The organism is Flavobacterium sp., from assembly GCF_032153895.1.
Taxonomy (GTDB): domain Bacteria; phylum Bacteroidota; class Bacteroidia; order Flavobacteriales; family Flavobacteriaceae; genus Flavobacterium.
Map to the genome: position 1 here is coordinate 14,428 of NZ_JALDYN010000013.1, position 23,522 is coordinate 37,949.

20 protein-coding genes and 1 tRNA gene are annotated in these 23,522 nt (G+C 39.2%); 9 read left to right on the forward strand and 12 right to left on the reverse strand.

Annotated elements, in window-relative coordinates:
- Positions 1–17: 17 nt before the first annotated feature.
- Positions 18–1,268 carry a dicarboxylate/amino acid:cation symporter gene (locus RUH60_RS06510; RefSeq protein WP_313806602.1) on the reverse strand — a complete coding sequence of 417 codons (1,251 nt, stop codon included), beginning with the start codon at positions 1,266–1,268 and terminating at the stop codon, positions 18–20.
- Between the two features lie 168 nt (positions 1,269–1,436).
- Here RUH60_RS06510 and RUH60_RS06515 point away from each other — a divergent pair, with 168 nt between their 5' ends.
- The 4 genes from RUH60_RS06515 (at position 1,437) to RUH60_RS06530 (ending at position 8,367) form a co-directional block, all read left to right on the forward strand.
- On the forward strand, positions 1,437–3,344 hold the full coding sequence (locus RUH60_RS06515) for a S9 family peptidase (protein ID WP_313806604.1): 1,908 nt from the start codon (positions 1,437–1,439) through the stop codon (positions 3,342–3,344).
- A gap of 136 nt (positions 3,345–3,480) precedes the next feature.
- Complete coding sequence (locus RUH60_RS06520) at positions 3,481–4,674, forward strand: aminopeptidase C (RefSeq protein WP_313806605.1); 1,194 nt, start codon at positions 3,481–3,483, stop codon at positions 4,672–4,674.
- Between the two features lie 112 nt (positions 4,675–4,786).
- Positions 4,787–5,968 (forward strand): hypothetical protein, encoded by a 1,182-nt coding sequence (locus RUH60_RS06525; RefSeq protein ID WP_313806607.1) that lies wholly within the window; start codon positions 4,787–4,789, stop codon positions 5,966–5,968.
- Between the two features lie 113 nt (positions 5,969–6,081).
- On the forward strand, positions 6,082–8,367 hold the full coding sequence (locus RUH60_RS06530) for a GH92 family glycosyl hydrolase (RefSeq protein WP_313806609.1): 2,286 nt from the start codon (positions 6,082–6,084) through the stop codon (positions 8,365–8,367).
- A 150-nt stretch (positions 8,368–8,517) separates the two neighbouring features.
- Here RUH60_RS06530 and accC read toward each other — a convergent pair whose 3' ends face one another.
- From accC to pdxA, 6 genes are all read right to left on the reverse strand, one after another.
- Positions 8,518–9,858, reverse strand: a complete 1,341-nt coding sequence (gene accC, locus RUH60_RS06535; protein WP_313806611.1) for an acetyl-CoA carboxylase biotin carboxylase subunit — start codon at positions 9,856–9,858, stop codon at positions 8,518–8,520.
- A 111-nt stretch (positions 9,859–9,969) separates the two neighbouring features.
- On the reverse strand, positions 9,970–10,455 hold the full coding sequence (gene accB, locus RUH60_RS06540; protein WP_313806613.1) for an acetyl-CoA carboxylase biotin carboxyl carrier protein: 486 nt from the start codon (positions 10,453–10,455) through the stop codon (positions 9,970–9,972).
- Positions 10,456–10,481: 26 nt separating this feature from the next.
- Positions 10,482–11,480, reverse strand: coding sequence for a beta-ketoacyl-ACP synthase III (locus tag RUH60_RS06545; RefSeq protein WP_313806615.1), 999 nt, complete (start codon positions 11,478–11,480; stop codon positions 10,482–10,484).
- Positions 11,481–11,642: 162 nt separating this feature from the next.
- Positions 11,643–11,837, reverse strand: coding sequence for a 50S ribosomal protein L32 (rpmF, locus tag RUH60_RS06550; RefSeq protein WP_313806617.1), 195 nt, complete (start codon positions 11,835–11,837; stop codon positions 11,643–11,645).
- A gap of 9 nt (positions 11,838–11,846) precedes the next feature.
- The gene (locus RUH60_RS06555; RefSeq protein ID WP_313806619.1) at positions 11,847–12,389 is read right to left on the reverse strand and encodes a DUF177 domain-containing protein; all 543 of its coding nucleotides are present in this window, start codon (positions 12,387–12,389) and stop codon (positions 11,847–11,849) included.
- Between the two features lie 70 nt (positions 12,390–12,459).
- Positions 12,460–13,509: a 4-hydroxythreonine-4-phosphate dehydrogenase PdxA gene (pdxA, locus tag RUH60_RS06560; protein WP_313806621.1), complete on the reverse strand. Its 1,050-nt coding sequence runs from the start codon at positions 13,507–13,509 to the stop codon at positions 12,460–12,462.
- 58 nt (positions 13,510–13,567) lie between these two features.
- Here pdxA and RUH60_RS06565 point away from each other — a divergent pair, with 58 nt between their 5' ends.
- Positions 13,568–14,158 carry a riboflavin synthase gene (locus tag RUH60_RS06565; RefSeq protein ID WP_313806623.1) on the forward strand — a complete coding sequence of 197 codons (591 nt, stop codon included), beginning with the start codon at positions 13,568–13,570 and terminating at the stop codon, positions 14,156–14,158.
- A 14-nt stretch (positions 14,159–14,172) separates the two neighbouring features.
- On the opposite strand, the gene RUH60_RS06570 is transcribed toward RUH60_RS06565, so the two are convergent.
- The 3 genes from RUH60_RS06570 to mce all read right to left on the reverse strand — a co-directional run bounded on the left by RUH60_RS06570 (position 14,173) and on the right by mce (position 15,201).
- Positions 14,173–14,382: a hypothetical protein gene (locus tag RUH60_RS06570; RefSeq protein WP_313806625.1), complete on the reverse strand. Its 210-nt coding sequence runs from the start codon at positions 14,380–14,382 to the stop codon at positions 14,173–14,175.
- Positions 14,383–14,634: 252 nt separating this feature from the next.
- A tRNA-Ile gene (locus tag RUH60_RS06575) sits at positions 14,635–14,708 on the reverse strand.
- Between the two features lie 88 nt (positions 14,709–14,796).
- Positions 14,797–15,201 carry a methylmalonyl-CoA epimerase gene (gene mce, locus RUH60_RS06580; RefSeq protein WP_313806627.1) on the reverse strand — a complete coding sequence of 135 codons (405 nt, stop codon included), beginning with the start codon at positions 15,199–15,201 and terminating at the stop codon, positions 14,797–14,799.
- 100 nt (positions 15,202–15,301) lie between these two features.
- Here mce and rbfA point away from each other — a divergent pair, with 100 nt between their 5' ends.
- The 3 genes from rbfA (at position 15,302) to RUH60_RS06595 (ending at position 18,477) form a co-directional block, all read left to right on the forward strand.
- Positions 15,302–15,694: a 30S ribosome-binding factor RbfA gene (gene rbfA / locus RUH60_RS06585; protein ID WP_313806629.1), complete on the forward strand. Its 393-nt coding sequence runs from the start codon at positions 15,302–15,304 to the stop codon at positions 15,692–15,694.
- Positions 15,695–15,696: 2 nt separating this feature from the next.
- Entirely contained in the window at positions 15,697–16,896 is a 1,200-nt protein-coding gene (locus RUH60_RS06590; RefSeq protein ID WP_313806631.1) for an ABC transporter permease, read from the forward strand.
- A 153-nt stretch (positions 16,897–17,049) separates the two neighbouring features.
- Positions 17,050–18,477 carry an MATE family efflux transporter gene (locus tag RUH60_RS06595; protein WP_313806633.1) on the forward strand — a complete coding sequence of 476 codons (1,428 nt, stop codon included), beginning with the start codon at positions 17,050–17,052 and terminating at the stop codon, positions 18,475–18,477.
- Between the two features lie 43 nt (positions 18,478–18,520).
- Here the strand turns inward: RUH60_RS06595 and RUH60_RS06600 are convergent, their stop codons facing one another.
- Together RUH60_RS06600 and dusB are read right to left on the reverse strand one after the other, a co-directional pair.
- The gene (locus RUH60_RS06600) at positions 18,521–20,074 is read right to left on the reverse strand and encodes a hypothetical protein (RefSeq protein ID WP_313806635.1); all 1,554 of its coding nucleotides are present in this window, start codon (positions 20,072–20,074) and stop codon (positions 18,521–18,523) included.
- A 327-nt stretch (positions 20,075–20,401) separates the two neighbouring features.
- Positions 20,402–21,394 carry a tRNA dihydrouridine synthase DusB gene (dusB, locus tag RUH60_RS06605; protein ID WP_313806637.1) on the reverse strand — a complete coding sequence of 331 codons (993 nt, stop codon included), beginning with the start codon at positions 21,392–21,394 and terminating at the stop codon, positions 20,402–20,404.
- A 266-nt stretch (positions 21,395–21,660) separates the two neighbouring features.
- Between dusB and lepA the strand changes: the two genes are divergently transcribed.
- On the forward strand, positions 21,661–23,457 hold the full coding sequence (lepA, locus tag RUH60_RS06610; protein ID WP_313806639.1) for a translation elongation factor 4: 1,797 nt from the start codon (positions 21,661–21,663) through the stop codon (positions 23,455–23,457).
- Positions 23,458–23,522 lie beyond the last annotated feature (65 nt).

Consider the following 23,522-nt stretch of genomic DNA (forward strand, 5'->3'; position numbering starts at 1 on the left):
GGAATATTTTTTAAATTTTAATTATCTGATTTTGTTTCCCATTTGTCCACCGCACTGGTTGCCAAAGCATTTCCTAACACATTGGTCATACTTCTCGCCATGTCGCAAAAATGGTCAATTGGTAAAATTAAGGCGATTCCTTCCGGCGGAATTCCGAACATCGCACAAGTGGCTACAACCACAATTAAAGAAGCACGTGGCACTCCCGCAACTCCTTTACTGGTTAACATAAGCACCAACAACATCGTCAATTGCTTCTCTATTGGCATATCGATTCCGTAAACCTGCGCAATAAATACACTGGCAAAGGTCATGTACATCATACTTCCATCAAGGTTGAAGGAATAACCTAATGGCAAGGTAAACGATACGATTCTGGGTTGACAGCCAAAACGTTCCAACTCTTCAACCATCTTCGGGAAAACCGCTTCGCTACTCGTAGTGGAAAACGCAATTAACAAGGGGCTTTTAATTCTTTTCAGCAACGTCCATAAACGCTGTCCTAAAATGATATAACCAACAAGCAATAGAATAATCCATAAGGCGATAATTCCAATCGTAAATGCTAAAAGATAATTGGCATACAAACTGAAAATTTCAAAGCCGTAATTCGCCACAGCTGCTGCAACCGCTCCAAAAACACCTAAAGGTGCCACCCACATAATATAAGTCACCATTTTAAGTACTACGTGAGAAATCGAATCCAATAATTTTATAATTGGTTTGGCTTCTTTTTTACTGAAGGCCGAAAGCGCAATTCCGAACAAAATCGAGAAAATTACAATTTGTAGAATTTCATTGGTGGCAAACGCCTCGAAGATACTTTTCGGCACTACGTGTTTTACGAATTCTTCTAACGAAAAAGAATGGGTTTTTTCCAATAAATCCGCTGCAGAAGAGGTGTCATCCATTTTGATATTGGTTCCTTTTCCAGGCGCCAACGTGTTTACCAAAACCAAGCCTAATAACAACGAAACCAATGAAGCGGTAATAAACCAAGCCATGGCTTTTCCACCCACTCGGCCTACCATTTTCATATCGCCCATTTTAGCAATTCCTACTACTAAAGTTGAGAATACTAATGGCGCAATAATCATTTGAACCATTCGGATGAAAATCGTTCCGAGCAGTTTGATATTTTTAGAGAAAACTTCTTTGGAATCCGGTAACTGATAGTGTACTATTCCGCCTAAAATCACACCCAAAATCAGCGCGACAATGATGGCGATAAACAGTTTATTGTTATTGCTTTTCACTTCTACTTGCATTTTAGTTCGTGAAAATAGGCATATTTTTTCAATTAAGCCGTCCTAAAAAAGGTTAAAATCGATTTTGAAATCCTAATCGTCTAATTTTAAGCTGTTGGTAATTTTAACATTGTTCGCTAGCCTATAATTGCTTACTTTAGCCTTTCGTTCAAAAACAATACGATTAAAATGAAAAAATTACTGATTCTAACGCTTGGAATGATGGGATTATCCGCTGCTGCTCAGGATGTGATGACACCTGAATTATTATGGAAATTGGGCCGAATAACCCCAATCGGAATTTCTAAAGACGGAAAAAATATTGTGTACAAAGTTTCGACGCCTTCGGTGGAAGAAAACAAATCGAATTCGAAATTTTACACCATTCCAATCAATGGTGGTGCAGCTGTAGAAGTTGCCGACACTAAAGATTTGGTAAAAGACAAAAACCTTTCTGCAGACGGTAAATATTCGCTATCGCATAAAGAAGTTAAAGTAGAAAAAATTCAGGGAAAAGATTTATATCCGGAACTTAAAAAAGCCGATGCTCAAGTATACGATGGATTGGACTACCGTCATTGGGACACTTGGCGCGACGGCACGTTTAACCACGTATTCTATTCGGACGCTAACGGAAACGACAAAGCCATTCCGGTGGATATCATGAAAGGAGAAAGTTTTGATTCGCCTCAAAAACCATTTGGTGGTGATGAAGATTACATTTGGTCACCTGACGGAAAAAGCATCATTTACGTTTGCAAAAAGAAAGCCGGAACGGAGTATGCCATTAGTACCAACACTGACTTATACGAGTACAACTTAGAAACGAAAACCACTAAAAACCTAACCGATAAAAATTTAGGCTACGACACCCATCCTTTATATTCTCCAACAGGAAATCTGACTTGGTTGCAGATGAAACGCGATGGTTACGAAGCCGACAAAAACGACATCATCGTACGTTTTAAAGGCATCGACATGAACCTGACTGCAAATTGGGACGGAACGGTAGACAGTTTCAAATGGAGCGAAGATGGTAAAAAAGTCTATTTCATCGCAGCTACTGACGGAACCAAACAATTATTCGAAGTGAACTTCCCAGGAATGACCCGAATTGCCATCACGGTAAAACAAATAACCAACGGCGATTTCGATGTAACGGAAATCATCGGTTTCACGGAAGGCAAAGTGATTGTAGCGCGCAACGACATGAACCATGCTTCGGAAATTTATTCGTATGAATTCAAGAAAAAAGCATGGAAACAACTAACCAATGTTAACACGGAAGTTTACAGCAAATTAGCACTAAGCAAAACTGAAAGACGTTACGTTACCACAACCGATGGCAAAAAAATGTTGGTTTGGGTAATCTTACCTCCGAATTTCGATAAAAACAAAAAATACCCAACCTTATTATATTGTCAGGGCGGACCACAATCGGCGTTGACGCAGTATTATTCATTCCGATGGAATTTCCAGACGATGGCGGCACAAGGCTATATAGTTGTAGCACCGAACCGTCGTGGTATGCCGGGTCATGGTGTAAAATGGAACGAAGACATCAGTAAAGACTGGGGCGGACAGGTAATGGACGATTATTTATCGGCAATTGATGACGTAGCCAAAGAATCGTACGTAGACAAAGCTCGTTTAGGAGCTGTGGGAGCGAGTTATGGAGGCTATTCTGTGTTTTACTTGGCCGGAATGCACAACAACCGATTCAAAACCTTTATCTCGCATTGTGGGGTTTTCAACTTGCAAAGTATGTACGGCACAACGGAAGAAGTTTTCTTCAACAACTTCGATCACGGTGGCGCCTATTGGGAAACAAACAATACGGATGCACAGAAAGCCTATTCCAAATTCAACCCGATCAACATGGTGAACAACTGGAACACACCAATTTTAATCATTCAAGGTGGAAAAGACTACCGCGTACCAATTGGCCAAGGGCAAGAAGCTTTCCAAGCCGCTCAGTTAAAAGGCATTAAGAGCCGATTTGTGTATTTCCCGGAAGAAAACCATTGGGTTTTAAAACCACAAAATGCGCAGGTTTGGCAACGCGAATTTTTCAAATGGCTAAAAGAAACCTTATAAAACACTGAAATCCTGATGCTTACATCGGGATTTTTGTTTCTTAAGAAAAACCTAAAATGTTGTTAAAAATCAATTCAGTGTGTAACATTTTTTAATTTTACCCACCAATAGTTTAGAAAAACCAAAAAATCAGAATATGGCATTACCTATTAAACCTTTTCTTGTAGCATCATCGTTGATTGTAAGTGCGGCTTCCGGATTTGCGCAAGATAATTTAGTAAACTCGTTAAAAATCAATGCGAGTGAAAAAAGTAAAGAATCCTTCAAATTCAGTGATGTAATCAACATCGAAAATACTTCCGTTAAAAACCAAGGTTCATCAGGAACGTGCTGGAGTTATTCGGCTAACTCGTTCTTAGAATCGGAAATGATTCGTATGGGAAAAAAACCGGTAGAATTGTCTCAGATTTTCTCGGCACGCAACGCCTACATCGAAAAAGGAAGAAACTATGTAAAAATGCATGGTTCGGTTGCTTTGGGTGACGGTGGCGCGTTTCACGATGTGATTAACATGTACAAAAAATACGGTGCTGTGCCGCAATCAGTGTACACTGGTTTAAATTATGGTACCGATAAAAATAAATTTGCGGAAATGGCAGCTTTAACTGAAAGCGTATTGAAAGCCGTAGTTAGCAATCCGAACGGAGAATTGACACCAAACTGGGAAAAAGCCTATACTGCTGTTATTGATTCGTATTTAGGACAAGCGCCAAAATCATTCCAATACAACGGAAAAACCTATACTCCAGAATCGTTTGCGAAAGAAGTTGTTGGCATCAATGCGGATGATTATGTGGAAATTTCTTCATTACAGGAATATCCGTACTACACCAAATTTACGTTAATGGTGCCGGATAACTGGTCGTACGATCAGGTGTACAATGTAAAAATGAACGAATTGACCGAAACGATTGACTACGCTTTGAAAAACGGTTATTCAGTAGCATGGGCGGGTGATGTGAGTGAAAAAACATTCTCATGGAAAAACGGAGTAGCTTTTGTACCGGAGAAAAAAGTGGAAGACATGACTGCCGAAGAAAAAGCCGATTTGTTCAACGGCCCTAAAAAAGAAGCAGTAGTTACAGAAGAAATGCGTCAGAAATCATTCGACAATTACACTACTACAGACGATCACGGAATGCACATCGTTGGAATTTCCAAAGATCAAAACGGAAAAGAATACTATATCGTAAAAAACTCTTGGGGAACTACCAACGATTACAAAGGCTACTTATACATGAGTAAAGAGTTCGCGAAATACAAAGCGACTGCAATCATGTTGCATAAAAAAGGTATTCCTTCAGCAATTGCTAAGAAATTAAGTATTTAAGCATAAAGCAATCATCAATCAGAATCAAATCTCAGAGTGAAAACTTTGGGATTTTTTTATGACTATTGCGTACTATTTTTCTCATTTTTGAGTTCTAATTCAAAAACCAATCATGAAGTTAAAACATTACTTTTTTAGTCTATTACTCGTTTATTATTTCTTACATATTTTCGGATTTATATTCGGTTTTGTCTTTGAACCGCTTGTCTATTTTATAGGCGAACATATTTTTAAAATCGACTACACTTTTGAAGTAAACGGTTACGGCAGCGGAGACAACACGTACAGTTACCTTGCTTCCTTCTGCAATCTTTTGGCAGCATTCGTAGTCGCATTTCCTGTTACATTCTTACTGAACAAAGCTAAAAACATTCAGGTTATACAGAATTACTTCTTTGTTTTACTTCGCATGTACCTGATTTTCTTTATGCTGATCTATGGTTTAAGCAAAATTTACCCAATGCAGTTTCCGCCAATTGGTCTGCAACGTTTGGAACAGACCTATGGTGATTCTTCTCCAATGGGACTGGCATGGTCGTTTATGCAATATTCACAAACCTATACGGCTTTTGCAGGGATAACCGAAGTTTTAGGCGCTTTACTATTACTAAGCAGAAGAACCATGACCCTAGGAGCCTTGGTGTTAACGGGTGTATTGACCAATATTGTTATGATGAATTTCTGTTACGACATTCCTGTAAAACTGAGTTCTTCCCACATGCTTTTGGCTGCGCTTATTTTATTGCTTTCCGATTACAAACGTTTTATAAACTTCTTTGTTTTGAATAAAGAAATCAAGGCCAAAATACATCATAACGGTTTTGAAAACGGCGAAGAACCCAAAGCCTTTTTCCTTGGTAAGGTTGTATTAAAAGCTTTTTTTGCAGTCGGAATCACCACTTATTTTACCATACAATATTTCAGTTACAAAGATGAAATGGAGAAAAAGCCGTTGTTATATGGCATTTATGAGGTAGTACCATCCGAAGAAAACACTGCCACTTACCGCTCGTTCATTTTCGACCGATACGACACCGGTGTCATCACAGATACAAACTACAAAAAAAATATTTACTCCTATAAAGTTGACACCAAAACAAAGACCGTTACTTTTGACGGAAGCCAAGACACAACCGCAGTAAAACAAGTTTTCAAGTATCAAAAAACAAAAGACGAATTAATTTTGACAACAACTTCCGCTAAAAAAATACATTTGAAAGAGAAAAAAGGAGAGGCTATTCTTCTTACTTATCGTGGTTTCAATTGGATTAATGAATATCCGTATAATCGATAACAAATTTTTCCCGAGGCGCCCTTCGGGATTTTTTTTGGAGTCTAAAAAAATAAAATCCTTAAATTGTAACTAAATTGAGATACCATTTTCGTTTATCTGTACTATCCTCTAAAATGAAACAATTCTTTATCCTTTCGATTTCTATTTTCACCTTATTTTCATACGCGCAAAAGAACGATAAAAACCTTCTGAAGTATGTAAAACCAATTATCGGAACACAACGGATGGGCCATGTTTATCCTGGTGCTACGGCTCCGTTTGGAATGGTGCAACTAAGTCCAGACACCGATACGATTCCTTATTCCGTCAACGGAAAATACAATCCGGATGTGTATAAATATTGCGCAGGGTATCAATACGATGATAAAACGATTGTAGGTTTCAGTCACACGCATTTCAGTGGCACAGGGCATTCCGATTTAGGGGATTTTTTAATCATGCCCACAACCGGAAAATTACAGTTAAACCCAGGCATCGCCAGCAATCCGTCCACAGGTTTCCGATCGGCTTTTTCACATGACAATGAAACCGCGCAGGCTGGCTATTACAAAGTAAAATTAGACGATCACAACATTACCGCAGAATTAACCGCTACGAATCGCGTTGGTTTTCATCAGTATACGTTTCCAAAATCAGACGAAGCTCATATCATTTTGGATTTGATGAGCGGCATTTACAATTATCCCGAAAAAAACGTTTGGACCTACGTGCGTGTGGTGAGCGACACTTTAATTACCGGCTACCGTCAAACCAATGGCTGGGCTAAAAACCGGGTGCAGTATTTCGCGCTTACTTTTTCAAAACCGTTTATCAGCTACGGCAGCAAAAACTTTGAAGAGAAGCAAGTTTATAGAGGGTTCTGGGGAAAATTCAATCAGAACAAAAACTTTCCTGAAATTTCCGGAAAACAAATCCGTCTGCATTTTGATTTTAAAACCGACGATCAGGAAAAAATTAAAGTCAAATTGGCACTTTCTCCGGTAAGCATGCGTGGTGCGGTTCAAAACCTTATTACCGAAGCCCCGTATTGGGATTTTGAAACCATAAAAAAACAAACCCAGGATTTGTGGGAATCTGAACTCCAAAAAGTAGAAATCGAAGGCAATACCGAATTGAAAGAGAACTTTTATACCGCAATGTATCATTCCTTCTTGGCGCCGACTACTTATATGGACTTGGATGGAAAATACAAAGGCTTAGATCAGGAAATTCATCAGGCGGAAGGTTTTACTAATTATACCACGTTTTCCCTTTGGGACACTTACCGGGCATTACATCCGCTTTTCAATCTTCTGCAACCCAAAAGAAATAACGACATGGTTCATTCCATGCTGCAACATTACAACCAAAGTGCACAAAAAATGTTACCGATATGGAGCCATTATGCCAACGACAATTGGTGCATGAGTGGTTATCATAGTGTTTCAGTTATAGCCGATGCTGTTCTAAAAAACGTTTATACCGGAGATCCTTTAAAAGCATTGGAAGCCTGCGTCAACACAGCTAACAAACGCAACTATGAAGGCATTGGTGACTATATTGACAAAGGATATATCCCGGCAGAGAAAAGCGGGATTTCGGTTTCCAACACTCTGGAATATGCATACGACGATTGGGCTATTGCACAATTAGCCAAAAAGTTAAACAAACAAACGCTTTACGAACAATTTTTAAAACGTTCCGGAAACTGGAAGAACAACTTTGATAAAAGTATCGGGTTCATGCGTCCGAAATTAGCAGACGGAACCTTTAAAAAAGAATTTGACATCTTAAGCACTCATGGGCAAGGCTTCATCGAGGGAAATAGCTGGAACTATAGTTTTTTTGTCCCGCAAGATCCGTCTGCACTAATTGCTGCTATGGGTGGCGAAAAAAAATTCATCAAAAAGTTAGACCAATTGTTCGCGATGGATTTACCAGATAGTTTTTTTGCTGATACCGAAGACATTACCCGCGATGGCATTATTGGTGGTTATGTACATGGAAACGAACCAGCCCATCATGTGGCCTACTTGTACAACTGGACCAAGCAACCTTGGAAAACACAAGAACAGGTTCGGAAGATTTTAAAAATGCAATACAAACCTACACCAGACGGCTTAGGCGGCAATGACGATTGCGGTCAGATGAGTGCATGGTACATTTTTTCTTCTTTAGGCTTTTATCCCGTAGCACCCGGAAGTAACCAATATGCTATCGGAAGCCCTAGTGTGGAAAAGGCAAAACTTCATCTTGAAAACGGAAAAACATTTGAAATTGAAGTTCACAACCAATCAGACAAGAACATTTACGTCAAAAAGATGCTCTTGAACGGAAAGCCGCTGCAAGACTTTTTTATCAGCCATGACACCATCGTAAACGGTGGAAAGTTAAGCATAGAAATGAGTGCGACGTATTAATAAAGGTTCAGTTACATCGTTGTCTTTATATTTCTTGTTGTAGCAAAAAAACTGTAGCAAAATAATTGCTACAAAAAAACTGCTACAGCATTTTCATTTATAAAAGCAAAAACCCAGTCTCTCAACTGGGCTTTTCCTATTTAAAAAGAATTACTCTTTCATTTCAAACGTTTCCATAAACTTGGTGGTGTAGTTTCCGGCAACATAATCCGGATGGTCCATCAACTGTCTGTGGAACGGAATCGTAGTTTTGATTCCCTCGATGTAGAACTCGTCCAAAGCACGTTTCATTTTAGAAATTGCTTCTTCACGAGTTTGCGCCGTAGTAATCAACTTGGCAATCATCGAGTCATAATTTGGCGGAATCGTGTACCCAGCGTAAACGTGCGTATCCAAACGAACGCCGTGTCCTCCCGGTGAATGTAAAACCGTAATTTTACCCGGTGACGGACGGAAATCGTTATACGGATCTTCCGCATTGATACGACATTCGATTGAGTGCAACTGTGGCAAGTAGTTTTTACCGGAAATCGGCACTCCTGCAGCCACTAAAATCTGCTCGCGAATCAAATCGTAATCAATAACCTGTTCTGTAATTGGGTGCTCTACCTGAATACGGGTGTTCATTTCCATGAAGTAGAAGTTACGGTGTTTGTCTACTAAGAACTCAACGGTTCCGGCTCCTTCGTATTGAATGAATTCTGCTGCTTTAACCGCAGCTTCACCCATTTTTTCACGCAATTCATCCGTCATGAACGGCGATGGCGTTTCTTCTGTTAATTTTTGGTGACGACGTTGTACCGAGCAGTCTCTTTCTGACAAGTGACACGCTTTTCCGTAAGAATCTCCAACCACCTGAATCTCGATGTGACGAGGCTCTTCGATTAGTTTTTCCATGTACATTCCGTCGTTTCCGAAAGCTGCGGCTGCTTCCATTCTGGCACTTTCCCAAGCTTTTTCAAGCTCTTCCTCTTTCCAAATGGCACGCATTCCTTTTCCACCACCACCGGCAGTAGCTTTCATCATTACCGGATAACCGATTTTTTTGGCTACTTTCTTAGCTTCGTCAAACGAATCCAAAATTCCTTTAGAACCTGGTACACAAGGCACCCCTGCTTCTTCCATAGTTGCTTTAGCAGTAGCTTTGTCTCCCATTTTCTCAATCATTTCCGGAGAAGCACCAATAAATTTAATATTGTGCTCCTGACAGATTTTAGAGAATTTAGCGTTTTCAGATAAGAACCCGTAACCCGGGTGAATCGCGTCTGCATTGGTAATCTCAGCAGCAGCGATGATATTGGACATCTTTAAATAGGAAAGGTTACTTGGCGCAGGACCAATACAAACCGCTTCGTCTGCAAATTTTACGTGCAAACTTTCCGCATCGGCTGTTGAATACACCGCTACGGTTTTGATTCCCATTTCTCTACAGGTTCTGATCACACGAAGTGCAATTTCTCCCCTGTTGGCGATTAATATTTTTTTAAACATAACTTTCAATTAGATAATTAGACAATACGGAATTTAGACTTTAGAATCCAGAATTCTGAATTTTCAGAACCCTGTTATCTTCTAACCTCTAACTTCTAACTTCTAACTTATTTATGATGGATCTACTAAGAATAACGGTTGGTCAAACTCTACCGGAGACGCATCGTCTACTAAAATCTTAACGATTTTTCCAGAGATTTCCGATTCGATTTCGTTGAATAATTTCATCGCTTCAATTACACACACTACATCGCCTTTTCCTACTGAACTTCCTACTTCCACAAACATTGGTTTGTCTGGAGCCGGTTTTCTGTAGAATGTTCCAATCATTGGTGATTTGATGGTGATGTATTTTGAGTTATCGTCTGCTGCCGGAGCCGCTGGAGCTGCCGGAGTTGCCGCTACTGGAGCTGCTGCAACCGGAGCCGCCACTTGAGGCATAGCTTGCATTGGAACATGTTGTACATAAGTAGTTTCAGCAGCACCACCTTCAGTTGTTTTGATGGTGATTTTAAAATCATCCATTTCTAATTTTACTTCTGTAGCACCAGATTTTGCTACAAATTTGATTAGGTTTTGAATTTCTCTGATATCCATACTATTCTAAATTTGGTTTTGGTTGTTTATTGTTTGTTATACGCCCATTTCAAGTATACGGCTCCCCAAGTGAAACCGCCACCAAAGGCCGCAAAAATAATATTATCTCCTTTTTTCAATTGTGTTTCAAAATCACTTAACAACAACGGTAAAGTCGCCGAAGTCGTGTTTCCGTAGCGATGAATGTTCACCAGCACTTTATCTTCGTCAACACCCATTCTGCTGGCTGTTGCATCAATGATTCGTTTGTTTGCCTGATGCGCCACCAACCAGTTTACATCGTCTTTCGACAGGTTGTTGCGCTCCATGATTTTCTCGCTTACGTCTGCCATTCCGGAAACTGCATATTTGAATACCGTTTTTCCGTCTTGGAATACATAATGCTGCTTGTTTTTTACGGTTTCTTCCGATGCCGGTAAAATAGAACCGCCTGCATCAATTTTCAAAAACTCACGTCCGATACCGTCGCTTCTTAAAAATTCATCCTGAAATCCTAAACCTTCGTTGTTCGGTTCAAACAATACAGCTCCGGCACCATCTCCGAAGATGATACACGTAGCACGATCAGTATAATCAATAATGGAAGACATTTTATCGGAACCGATTAACAATACTTTTTTGTAACGTCCGGATTCGATATAAGCAGAAGCAGTTGATATTCCGTAAAGAAAACTGGAACATGCGGCATGTAAGTCGTATGCAAAAGCATTTGTTGCTCCAATTTGTGTGGCAACATAAACTCCCGTAGAAGCTACCGGCATGTCCGGGGTTGCCGTGGCCATTAAGACCAAATCGATGTCTTTTGGGTCGACACCAGATTTTTCAAATAAATTTTGTGCGGCTCGTATCGCCATGAAAGAAGTTCCCTGCCCTTCTTCCTTTAACAATCTTCGTTCTTTAATTCCAGTTCGCGAGGTAATCCATTCGTCATTCGTATCCACCATCGTTTCCAAAACTGCATTAGACAACACAAAGTCTGGAACATAGGCACCCACGGCTGTAATAGCGGCTGTTACTTTACTCATAAAATTGTATTTTTCTTCCTGAAAAAAGATTTCAAAAAGTGGTGGAAATTACGAAAAAAATCCCAAATCCTACTCTTTTTAACTCTAATAAAATTAATTTTGAAAGGATTTTTAACAAAAAAAACTCCCACACAGTGAGAGTTTTCTCTAGTATTTTTCGGATTAAGCCTCAGCTACCGATTTGTCAATAACAACTTGACCTCTGTAGTACATTTTACCTTCATGCCAGTAAGCTCTGTGGTATAAATGTGCCTCTCCAGTTACAGGACATGTTGCAATTTGAGGAGTTGTAGCTTTATAATGCGTTCTTCTCTTGTCTCTTCTTGTTTTCGAGGTTTTTCTCTTAGGATGTGCCATCTTACTATATTATTTATCCGTTAATAGTTGTTTTAATTTATCCCATCGGGGATCTGTATTCTCTTCTTCTTCTTTTTCTTTCACCTGTTCTTTTGGCGCCAATTCATTCAGTTTTTCGATTGCTTCCGATTGCAGTGTTCCGTCTTTTACACCCGGATGCACGCGCTTGGAAGGCACCGACAATACAATCATCTCGTAAATATACTGCGCTACATCAATCTGATATTCGCCATGAGGAATGACTAAAATTTCTTCATTCTCATTATTAAAAGTGTCACCAAATTTTACAATCAAATTCAGTTTTCCTTTAATCGGCTGATCAAATTCTTCTCCTGTCAAATCACAAGGTACATTTACCGTTCCTTTGTGTTTGAAGGCCAGCTCCAGCAAGGTGCTTTTTTTATCTAAAACCAAATCAACTTTTACGTTTACATCATTGTATTCGTCGAAGTTGTACGCTTCAAAGAACTTTTTATCAATCTGATAATCAAACTGGTGTTTCCCTTGTTTTAACCCGACAAACGGAATTAAAAAATCTTTCTCAATATTCATAACAACAGTTTTGAGCGTGCAAAGATATAAAATTATTGTAAATTCAAACGAGTTGTAAACATTTTTTTGTTTATAACTGTTTTTGTTTGGTTTTCAAAGGATTTTTAATCAGTTCGTTATGCTCATTTCGATTATTGAACACATCGATAGCCAAATAAACTGCCTCTTTAAATGAATTAAAATCCGCTTCACCTTTTCCCGCAATTTCATATGCTGTTCCGTGATCGGGCGAGGTTCTGATTTTATCCAAACCTGCCGTATAGTTCACTCCTTTACCAAATGACAAGGTTTTGAACGGAATCAGTCCTTGATCGTGATACGCCGCAATTACCGCATCGTATTTTTCATATTGCCCACTGCCGAAGAAGCTGTCTGCCGAAAACGGTCCGAAAACCATCACACCATCTTCAAACAATTTTTTCAAAGCCGGTTTGATAACTTCTTCGTCTTCTTTTCCAATCACACCATTATCACCACAATGCGGATTCAAGCCTAATACTGCAATTCTTGGTTTGCGAATTGAAAAATCCTGAACCAGCGTTTTGTTAATCGTTTCAATCTTAGTGCGAATCAAAGCCTCCGTTAAGTGTTTGGACACTTCATTCACAGGAACGTGATCGGTTAATAGACCAACTTTTAAATTATCCTGAACCATCAACATCAGCGCATCACCTTCCAATTCCTGATGCAGATAATCTGTATGGCCTGGAAAAGCAAAGTCTTCCGATTGAATATTATACTTATTAATAGGAGCGGTTACCAAAACATCTACCAAACCCTCTTTTAACGCTTGAGTAGCTGCCACAAAAGATTTGATGGCGTATTTGCCAACATTTTCATCATTTACACCGAACTCTAGATTCACGCCTTCGCGCCACACATTCAACACATTGATTTTCCCGTGAAGCAACTGATCTAATTTATCGATTCCGTGAACCGGCGATTCTAAATTCAGATTCTTCTTAATGAACGACAAAATCTTAACGTTTGCAAAAATAACCGGCGTACACAATTCAAGCATGCGGGAATCTTCAAAGGTTTTCAGAATTACCTCTGCCCCGATACCGTTTAAATCGCCAACCGAAATTCCGACTATAATATTCTCTGCTTTTTTAACCATGCCGATTCGTTATTTATTGCTATTTTTGAAGTGCAAATTTAGCAAAATAAATCTAGTTATGTTTACCGGAATCATTGAAACTCTCGGAACCATTCAAGACATTCGAAAAGAGCACGACAACATTCATGTCACCATCGAATCTTCCATCACTCCTGAATTAAAAATAGACCAAAGTGTAGCGCACAATGGTATCTGTTTGACTGTGGTAGCAATTCAGAACAATTTCTATACGGTTACCGCCATAAAGGAAACTATTGACAAAACCAATTTAAGCGATTGGAATACCGGCGACATGGTCAATTTGGAACGCGCCATGAAACTAGGCGATCGCTTAGACGGCCATATTGTTCAAGGACATGTGGATCAAACCGGAATTTGTAAAAATATTGAAGATGCCAACGGAAGTATTTATTTTACGTTTGAATACGACAAAACTCACAACAATATAACCATTGAAAAAGGATCGATTACTGTGAATGGAGTTAGTTTGACGGTAGTAAATTCAAAAGAAAACGAGTTCAGTGTCGCTATTATCCCTTACACCTTAGAACATACCAACTTTAAAAACTTCAAGGTGGGAACAAAAATCAATTTGGAATTTGATGTAGTCGGAAAATATGTCGCTCGACTTAACGAATTAAGAAAATAAAAAAAGGCTTCCGATTAATTGGAAGCCTTTTTTGTAGTTATACTTTTATAATAAAATGCTAATGCAATTGCCCCTACAACCAACAAAGCAATACCTGAATCGATAGGCAAACCTGGTGGAGGTGTTGGCGGCGGCGGTGTTGGCGGCTCCTCTTGAGAGAACATTACAACGCTGTTTAATAAAACCGCTCCAAACATTATTTTTTTAATTAGGGCACTTTTCATGGGTTCAAAATTATAAATATTTAATTTCCAGCAAAACAAAAAACCAAATCTTTATCCAGATTTAATAATTATTTAAAGTTTTGCAGAATAAAAACTTACGTTTGTCGTTACAAAAAAAACGACCACACACGAAAATAGAAAGATTTTTTTATAAAACAACATTCTTTCAAAAAAAATCTTAATTTTTTCTTAATTTGATTTTGTCTAAACAAAATCGAAAACTCTTAAAATAATATCAAGAACAAATTCTTGTGGTCCCACCTGGGCTCGAACCAGGGACCACCTGATTATGAGTCAGGTGCTCTAACCAACTGAGCTATAGGACCGTAACTTCAAAACGAATTTTAAAGTCTAAAACAGAGCTAACTCTATTTGAGGGTGCAATATTAAGACTATTTTTCGTTTACGCAAAAATTAATTTGATATTTCTTGACAAAGTTCTACCAATACCCCGTTAGTGCCTTTTGGATGTAGGAACGCAACCAGTTTGTTATCTGCTCCTTTTTTTGGGGTTTCATTCAAAACTACAAAACCTTCATTTTTCAAACGTTCGATTTCAGAAACGATATCTTCCACATCAAAAGCAATGTGATGGATTCCTTCACCTTTCTTCTCAATAAATTTTGCAATAGGACTATCCGAATTAGTGGCTTCTAACAGTTCTATTTTATTAGGTCCATTCATAAAAAAAGAGGTTTTTACACCTTCACTGGCAACTTCTTCCTCTTTATAGGCCGGAGCTCCGAATAATTTTTCAAAAAGCAAATTAGATGCTTTTAAATCTTTAACCGCAATCCCGATATGTTCAATCTTTCTCATATTATATAGTATTGAGTGACAAATTTCGAAAAGTTTTCCCAAAGAAACCAAAAAACACCACCAAAAACCGAGCTACTCAAAAAAATTGTACTTTTGCATCATGGAAACAAACAGACAAAAAAAAATAGGAACGCTTTTACAAGAAGATTTGGTGGATATTTTACAGGGTGAAGTACGTAAAAACGGCATCAGCAATTTGATTATCTCTGTTTCTAAGGTAAATGTAACGACCGATTTATCGATTGCCAAAGTATATTTGAGCGTTTTCCCTACGGATAAAGGCCCGGAACTTTTGGAAGCCATCAAAACCAATACGCCATTAATCAAACACGATTTGGCACAACGCGTAAAACAACAATTGCGTCGAGTTCCGAATCTAATTTTTTATATTGATGATTCATTAGATTATATTGAACAAATTGACAATGCTTTAAAAGGGGAAGAAAACCCAATTGAAAATCGCGATTTACTAGCCCGAAGAAAGAAATCCTAAACTTGAATTTTCCGTTCTACATAGCGCGTCGGTATACTGTTAGTTTCAGCAAAAGCACTGCGATTAACATTATAACCGGTATTGCCGCTGTTGGAATTATGGTAAGTGCCATGGCTTTATTTGTGGTGCTTTCTGTGTTTAGTGGCTTGCGCACCTTCAGCCTTTCTTTTGCCAACGATACAGACCCAGATTTAAAAGCATTCCCGACGGAAGGAAAATCGTTTCTCATCACCCCAAATCAGGAATCCGCACTAAAAAAATCGGAAAACATTGCCGTTTACAGCAAAATTATTGAAGAGCGGGTACTCTTTTCGTTTAGCGAAAAACAGGAAGTCGCTTACTTAAAAGGTGTTGATACTGACTACACCAAAGTAAGTCATTTCGACAAAAAAATCTATGCCGGACAATGGATTCAACCCAATACGTCGCAAGTGGTCGCCGGTTATGGCATTGCCCACAAGCTTTCCATGGGGCTATTCGATTTCAACAATGCCTTACAGGTTTTTGTACCGAAACCCGGAAAAGGACCGATTGACAATCCGGAAGAAGCCTTCAACGAGTCGTTTCTGACACCTATTGGCATTTACGCCATCAATGACGATTTGGATAAAAAATATGTTTTTGCCAATTTGAATTTAGTTCAGGAATTGCTGCAATACCAATCCAATCAGGTTTCAGCCATCGAATTCCAATTGAAACCAAATGCCTCGGAAAGTAAAGCCATTGCTGAACTGGAAACAGTATTTAAAAACAAGGTTGCTGTAAAAACCCGAGCTTCTTTAAACGACAGCCTGCACAAAATGCTGAACACCGAAAACATTGCTATTTATCTGATTTTCACATTGGTTATCATCGTGGCACTTTTCAACCTCATCGGAGCTTTAATCATGATGATTTTAGACAAAAAAGCCAACTTAAAAACCTTATTCAATTTGGGTAGTGATCTTCGTGATTTGCGTAAAATATTCTTATTTCAAGGGCTTTTGCTTTCCGTTTGTGGCGGTATTATCGGTTTGCTGTTGGGAATCGGCTTCGTATTACTGCAACAGCATTTTGCTTTAATTATGATTACGCCTTCTATGGCTTACCCGATTGAATTCCGATTGACCAACATCATATTGGTATTTGGCACCATACTCATTTTAGGTTTTTTAGCTTCCTGGATTGCTTCGAGCCGTGTCAACAAAAATCTTCTGGATTAATTTTCCGATTGAAATTAATTTTATATTTGCCTTTATAAAAGAACGCCCATGATTGTTTTTGTCGCGTCCTAATGATATCAGGAAGATAGATAGGACATTTCTCTTTTATCCGACAACTTGTTCGGCAGTATTAATTTATTATCCTTATTTATCATGACAGAAGCAACTTCTTCTAACAATACATTTTCACGCATTTTTTCAACTATCAAAACTGCAGTTAAAGGGGACGAAAGTTTCGATTATACCAGCGGAAGCATCAAAAAAGCCGTAATCCTTTTAGCCATTCCGATGGTCTTGGAGATGATGATGGAATCCGTTTTCGCCTTAGTGGATTTGTATTTCGTAGGCCATTTGGAACACAGCAGTTTTGCGATTCAAACCGTTGGGCTTACCGAATCCGTTTTAACCATAATTTATTCTTTGGCGATTGGTATCAGTATGGCCGCCACTGCCGTAGTAGCGCGAAGAATCGGAGAAAAAAATCCGGAAGCAGCAGCCAAAGCCGGAATGCAGGCGATTCTTATTGCCTTTGCCGTAAACACGCTCATCAGCATTTTTGGTTTTATTTATGCTAAAGAAATTTTACTGCTTATGGGCGCTTCACCGGAAGCTGCCGATTATGGCGTGAATTTCACCCGCATCATGATGGGCGGAAGTTTGTGCATCATGCTCCTATTTCTAATCAACGGAATTTTCAGAGGTGCCGGAAATGCAGCGATTGCCATGCGCAGTTTGTGGTTGGCCAATCTCTGTAATATTATTTTATGTCCGATTTTCATCAACGGCTTAGGACCGATTCCTGCTTTTGGCTTAGTTGGCGCTGCGATTGCCACAACTACCGGACGCAGCATCGGGGTTTTGTACCAATTGTACCATTTGTTTAACGGCAAAGGAATTTTGAAAATTGTCGTATCACATTTCATTCCGGATTGGGAACAGATTCGCAACATCGTTAAAATTGCCGCACCAGGTGTTTTGCAATTCGTAATCGCTTCGTGCAGCTGGATTTTCTTAGCGCAATTGGTAGCGACAACCGGAGGTGATGAAGGCTCAGCAGGCTATCAGACCGCTTTGCGAATTATGATGTTTTTCATTCTTCCGGCTTGGGGATTGAGTAATGCTGCAGCAACTTTGGTCGGGCAGAATTTAGGCGCCAAACAAGTGGAACGTGCCGAAAAATCAGTCTTTACCACCGCAAAATACAATGTCATTTTTATGGCGACCATTATGGTATTCTGTTTGGTGTTCGGGAATTTAGTGATTTCGTTTTTCACCAATGACGCAACAGTTCGGGATATTGCCGTTCAGGCGTTACAGATTATGAGTCTCGGCTATATTTTCTACGGTATCGGCATGGTACTGATTAATACTTTCAACGGAGCTGGCGATACTTGGACGCCTACCAAAGTGAACTTCTTCGGATTTTGGCTGTTTCAGATTCCGTTGGCGTATTTGCTGGCGAAGTATTTTAAAATGGGACCTACAGGTGTATTCTTAGCTATTCCGATTGCAGAAACAGCAATTACTTTAGCGAGTATTGTGTTGTATCGCAAGGGGAAGTGGAAGAAAGTGGAAGTGTAAACAACATAAAAAAAGCCGGAAAATGTTTCCGGCTTTTTATTTACTATAAAGTCACTTTCAGCAACTGTTTTTTCTTTCCTTTTCGTCCGATGAAGTACACGGAGTTTTTAGAAACCGCTCCATCAGAAACCATGAACGGAACCTCATTATCCTTGTCGTCCAAAATTTCCTGAAAGCTGAAATTACCGTCCGGTGTAATTCTGATTACGTTAAGGTTGGAACGTTTGGTGCTGGTCTGCCCGAACTGAATTCGGTCATTGCTCAATTTTTTTACTTTTTCTCCCGTGTTGATAAAAAAGAACGTATCGTTGCCTTTTACCGTTGACGTGTACGAAATATATGCATCGCTTCCGCCGGTTGCCTGGCGCTTGTTAATGTTTCTTGCCCATAAAATACTTCCATCTGAAGCGATTTTAGCACTAACAATATCGTCATAATGATAAACATACGTATAGGTTCCGCCTCCCCCGTTAGGACTCATATGATAGTGTGTAGTCATATAATATTCTTCCGCATTGAAAACAATTTCGTTTTGCTCGGTAATCAACAATCCTCTAAAAGAAAGGTTTTTCAACTCTTTATCTTTGTTTTTTCCGTACTTATCCACCATAAACTGCTCCGTAAACGGATTGTACTTCGATTTGCGGATTGCCAGTGAAATCGGATCCAACTCAAAATAGCTTATTCCTTTATAACGATAATCTTTCTTGTCCGAATAGAAACCCAAACAAGTTAATTTATCTTCAAAAATTACCGTTTTCAAAGAGCCTGCAAAATGTTCATCAGTGTCAAAAATCTGAGTCGCCTGACCTTCATTGCTTATTCTGGTCAATTCATACTGGTATTTTCCACCTTCTTTTTTCTTCTTTTTCTCCTCAGTATAAACTTTCCCTAAAAGATACAAGTTGTTCCCGTCTTTAGACACATCGATATTCTCGTAGATGAACTTTTTGTCCTTAATTTCACGTTTAAAGTCGTAATCAATTCTTTTGTTCAGTTGCTTGTCGAACAGGTATATTTTATGCGTTTCAGCATCTTTGTTTTTGATATCAACGGTAATCGCAAAAGCCGTCTTGTCTTCATTAATCATGAAATTAGCTCCCGAATCGCCGTCAAATTGATTGCTTCCAAACCATTGCGATTTCATAACATCACTATAAGCAATTCTGAAAAGCTCTTTTTTCTCAAAATTAAAACTGCTGATGTTAGAAGTCAGAGCAGAACAAACAAAAGCCTTCTCTTGAGTATTGTACAAAAAGTCAATTAAACTAACCTGGTCGCCATTCATGACTATTCCTAAAATCGATCCCCATTTTTCAACATCAGATCGTTTCATTTGGTATTCATATTCTTTTATCAGTTTCAGATTAGAATCGTAATGCTCAAAATAGTATCCGGCTCCGGAAGAAAACATTCCTCCAGCATAGCTTCGAGCAATAAATACGCCGTCTTTACCATCATCTTCCACCAAAGCGATAGACGAATGTTTGTATTCATCTTTAAAAACATCGCTCTTTTTAATCGTGTTCGGAATTTCCTGTGCGTTAAAAACAGTAGCCCAAAGGCTAAAACAAAATACTGTAAATAGTTTTTTCATAAAATTAATTAGTGTTTATGGTGTTTCCTTGTTATCAACAAGTTTCTTAAAAATGAGGCTTGCAAAATTGTTGGCAAACATAGGATTTTATTTTCATTTTCTATTGGTTGTTTTCAGAATCCAGCAACGCGATTTCAGATCCGTTGCAAATAAAATATTTTTCAATAAATGCAACAGCTTTTGTTGCAAACTGAAATTTTAAAAAAATTTGCAACAGTTTTTGTGTTAAACAAATAAAAATAAAATTTTAGCACAACTGCTATTCAATTCATAAAAAAATCCGTCTGATTCTAAACCAGACGGATTTTTATTATTTTAAATTATACTTTACACAAACTGATAATCGGAATACACCTCACGGATTTCCTCAAAAACCTTCGCTAAATTTTCCGCTTCGTTCGTGGTTACTAATTTTTGTTTGTATTCCTTGAAACCGTGAATACCTTTAAAGTAATTGGTGTAATGACGACGCATTTCCACAATACCTACATGTTCTCCTTTCCATTCCATCGACCAGTTCAAGTGGTTTTGGGCGGCTTGAATTCGGGCTTCCATATCGGGTGGCGCTAACAATTCTCCGGTTTTGAAGTAATGTTTGATTTCGTCGAAAATCCACGGATAACCAATCGCAGCACGACCAATCATCATACCATCAAGACCATACTTATTTTTGTATTCTAAGGCTTTTTCTGGGGAATCGATGTCGCCGTTACCGAAAATCGGCATGGTAATTCTCGGATTTTCTTTTACTCTTTGGATGTGCGACCAATCGGAATGGCCTTTGTACATTTGAGCTCTGGTACGCGCGTGTATCGTTAAAGCCTGCACCCCAACATCCTGCAAGCGTTCGGCAACCTCATCAATATTGATAGAGCTTTCATCCCAACCCAAACGGGTTTTCACCGTTACCGGAAGATTGGTTCCTTTGATAACCGCTTTAGTTAAACGTACCATCAAATCAACATCTTTTAAAACGCCGGCTCCCGCTCCTTTGCAGACTACCTTTTTTACCGGACAACCGAAATTGATATCTACTAAATCCGGTTGAACGGTTTCCACGATTTTGGCTGACATTTCCATCGCTTCTTCATCACCACCAAAAATCTGAATTCCTACCGGACGTTCGTAATCAAAAATATCTAGTTTTTTACGGCTTTTCATAGCATCACGGATTAAACCTTCACTGGAAATGAATTCCGAGTACATCAAATCGGCGCCGTGCTGTTTGCACAAACGACGAAACGGTGGGTCGCTCACGTCTTCCATAGGCGCGAGTAACAAAGGGAAATCGGGTAATTCTATGTTGCCAATCTTAACCATCCTGCTGCATTTTGCGGCAAAATTACGATTTTTAAGCTAAAAGGGACAAGGGATAAGTAAAAAGTATCTTTTGTTTGTGTTCATGAAGCTTTGAAACTGACGAATTTAAACTATATTTGCCGATTAATTCCCTACCTTTAAGGTGGGTTTGCGTTAGGGGTTGCAGCGGCATCCTTTTTGGTGACTGAGGCTCTCGAAGTCACTAAAAAGATACAGCGGAAGACCCGACCCTTGTGGGAACGCCCTGAAAAAGACACAGAACGACGATGAAGAAAATAAGAAACTTTTGCATTATTGCACACATTGACCACGGTAAAAGTACGTTGGCAGACCGTTTATTAGGTGCAACCCAAACCGTAACGGCCCGTGAAGAAAAAGCGCAGTTGCTGGACAACATGGATTTGGAGCGCGAGCGTGGGATTACCATTAAGAGTCACGCGATTCAGATGGAGTACACCTATAAAGGTGAGCAATATATCCTGAATTTGATTGATACTCCGGGACACGTGGATTTCTCGTATGAGGTTTCCCGTTCAATTGCGGCTTGCGAAGGCGCACTTTTGATTGTGGATGCAGCACAAAGTATTCAGGCACAAACCATTTCCAACTTGTATTTAGCTTTAGAGAATGACTTGGAAATTATTCCGGTTTTGAACAAAGTAGATTTACCAAGTGCAAACCCTGAGGAAGTAAGTGACGATATTATCGATTTATTAGGTTGTAAACTGGAAGACATTATCCACGCTTCGGGTAAAACCGGGTTTGGTGTTGATAAAATTTTAGAAGCCATTGTAGAGCGTATTCCGGCTCCGGAAGGCAATCCTGATGAACCGCTTCAAGCATTGATTTTCGACTCGGTTTACAATCCGTTTCGAGGTATTGAAGTTATTTTCCGTGTGAAAAATGGAGAAATCAAAAAAGGTCAGAAAATTAAATTCATGGCGACCGGAAACGAATATTTTGCAGACGAAATTGGAACACTGAAACTGAATCAGGTACCGAAAAACGTAATTTCTGCCGGAGACGTAGGCTATTTAATTTCGGGTATTAAAGAAGCGAAAGAAGTAAAAGTGGGTGACACGTTAACCGACGCAAAAACCCCAACCACCAATATGATTCACGGATTCGAAGACGTAAAACCAATGGTATTCGCCGGAATCTATCCAGTAGATACCGAAGATTATGAGGATTTACGTGCTTCGATGGAAAAATTACAATTGAACGATGCTTCGCTTGTATTTGCTGCGGAAAGTTCAGCGGCTTTAGGATTTGGTTTCCGATGCGGATTCTTAGGAATGCTACACATGGAAATCATTCAGGAGCGTTTGGAGCGTGAATTCGACATGACGGTAATCACAACGGTTCCCAACGTGTCGTACTTAGCGTACACCAAAAAAGATCCGGATACACCGTTTGTAGTAAACAACCCTTCGGATTTACCGGAACCTTCGAAATTGGATCGTGTAGAAGAGCCTTTCATCAAAGCTACTATCATTACCAAATCAGATTTCGTAGGTAACGTAATGAGTTTGTGTATCGAAAAACGCGGACAGATTACCAACCAAACCTACTTAACGCCGGAACGTGTGGAATTGAATTTCGACATGCCGCTAGCGGAAATCGTATTCGACTTCTACGATAGATTGAAAACCGTTTCTAAAGGTTATGCTTCATTTGATTATCATCCGATTGGTATGCGTACTTCTAAATTAGTTCGTTTGGATGTACTGTTGAACGGTCAAAACGTGGATGCTTTATCAGCATTAATTCACGAAGACAATGCGTATCACATCGGTAAAAAAATGTGTGAGAAATTGCGTGAGTTAATCCCGAGACAACAGTTTGACATTCCGATTCAGGCGGCAATTGGTGCGAAAATCATCGCGCGTGAAACCATCAAAGCCTTGCGTAAAGACGTAACCGCAAAATGTTACGGTGGAGATATTTCCCGTAAACGTAAATTATTGGAAAAACAGAAAGCCGGTAAAAAACGTATGCGTCAGGTAGGAAACGTAGAGATTCCGCAATCGGCGTTTATGGCCGTTTTGAAATTGAACGATTAATTACGAAAATCACAATAAATTAAAAGCCCAATTACTTATGTTATTGGGCTTTTTTATTAAATTTT

What these genes read in the sequence shown, in the direction of transcription:
- RUH60_RS06510 (WP_313806602.1), bottom strand. Translation starts at nt 1,268, where the DNA reads ATGCAAGTAGAAGTGAAAAGCAATAACAATAAACTGTTTATCGCCATC.
- RUH60_RS06515 (WP_313806604.1), top strand. Translation starts at nt 1,437, where the DNA reads ATGAAAAAATTACTGATTCTAACGCTTGGAATGATGGGATTATCCGCT.
- RUH60_RS06520 (WP_313806605.1), top strand. Translation starts at nt 3,481, where the DNA reads ATGGCATTACCTATTAAACCTTTTCTTGTAGCATCATCGTTGATTGTA.
- RUH60_RS06525 (WP_313806607.1), top strand. Translation starts at nt 4,787, where the DNA reads ATGAAGTTAAAACATTACTTTTTTAGTCTATTACTCGTTTATTATTTC.
- RUH60_RS06530 (WP_313806609.1), top strand. Translation starts at nt 6,082, where the DNA reads ATGAAACAATTCTTTATCCTTTCGATTTCTATTTTCACCTTATTTTCA.
- accC (WP_313806611.1), bottom strand. Translation starts at nt 9,858, where the DNA reads ATGTTTAAAAAAATATTAATCGCCAACAGGGGAGAAATTGCACTTCGT.
- accB (WP_313806613.1), bottom strand. Translation starts at nt 10,455, where the DNA reads ATGGATATCAGAGAAATTCAAAACCTAATCAAATTTGTAGCAAAATCT.
- RUH60_RS06545 (WP_313806615.1), bottom strand. Translation starts at nt 11,480, where the DNA reads ATGAGTAAAGTAACAGCCGCTATTACAGCCGTGGGTGCCTATGTTCCA.
- rpmF (WP_313806617.1), bottom strand. Translation starts at nt 11,837, where the DNA reads ATGGCACATCCTAAGAGAAAAACCTCGAAAACAAGAAGAGACAAGAGA.
- RUH60_RS06555 (WP_313806619.1), bottom strand. Translation starts at nt 12,389, where the DNA reads ATGAATATTGAGAAAGATTTTTTAATTCCGTTTGTCGGGTTAAAACAA.
- pdxA (WP_313806621.1), bottom strand. Translation starts at nt 13,509, where the DNA reads ATGGTTAAAAAAGCAGAGAATATTATAGTCGGAATTTCGGTTGGCGAT.
- RUH60_RS06565 (WP_313806623.1), top strand. Translation starts at nt 13,568, where the DNA reads ATGTTTACCGGAATCATTGAAACTCTCGGAACCATTCAAGACATTCGA.
- RUH60_RS06570 (WP_313806625.1), bottom strand. Translation starts at nt 14,382, where the DNA reads ATGAAAAGTGCCCTAATTAAAAAAATAATGTTTGGAGCGGTTTTATTA.
- mce (WP_313806627.1), bottom strand. Translation starts at nt 15,201, where the DNA reads ATGAGAAAGATTGAACATATCGGGATTGCGGTTAAAGATTTAAAAGCA.
- rbfA (WP_313806629.1), top strand. Translation starts at nt 15,302, where the DNA reads ATGGAAACAAACAGACAAAAAAAAATAGGAACGCTTTTACAAGAAGAT.
- RUH60_RS06595 (WP_313806633.1), top strand. Translation starts at nt 17,050, where the DNA reads ATGACAGAAGCAACTTCTTCTAACAATACATTTTCACGCATTTTTTCA.
- RUH60_RS06600 (WP_313806635.1), bottom strand. Translation starts at nt 20,074, where the DNA reads ATGAAAAAACTATTTACAGTATTTTGTTTTAGCCTTTGGGCTACTGTT.
- dusB (WP_313806637.1), bottom strand. Translation starts at nt 21,394, where the DNA reads ATGGTTAAGATTGGCAACATAGAATTACCCGATTTCCCTTTGTTACTC.
- lepA (WP_313806639.1), top strand. Translation starts at nt 21,661, where the DNA reads ATGAAGAAAATAAGAAACTTTTGCATTATTGCACACATTGACCACGGT.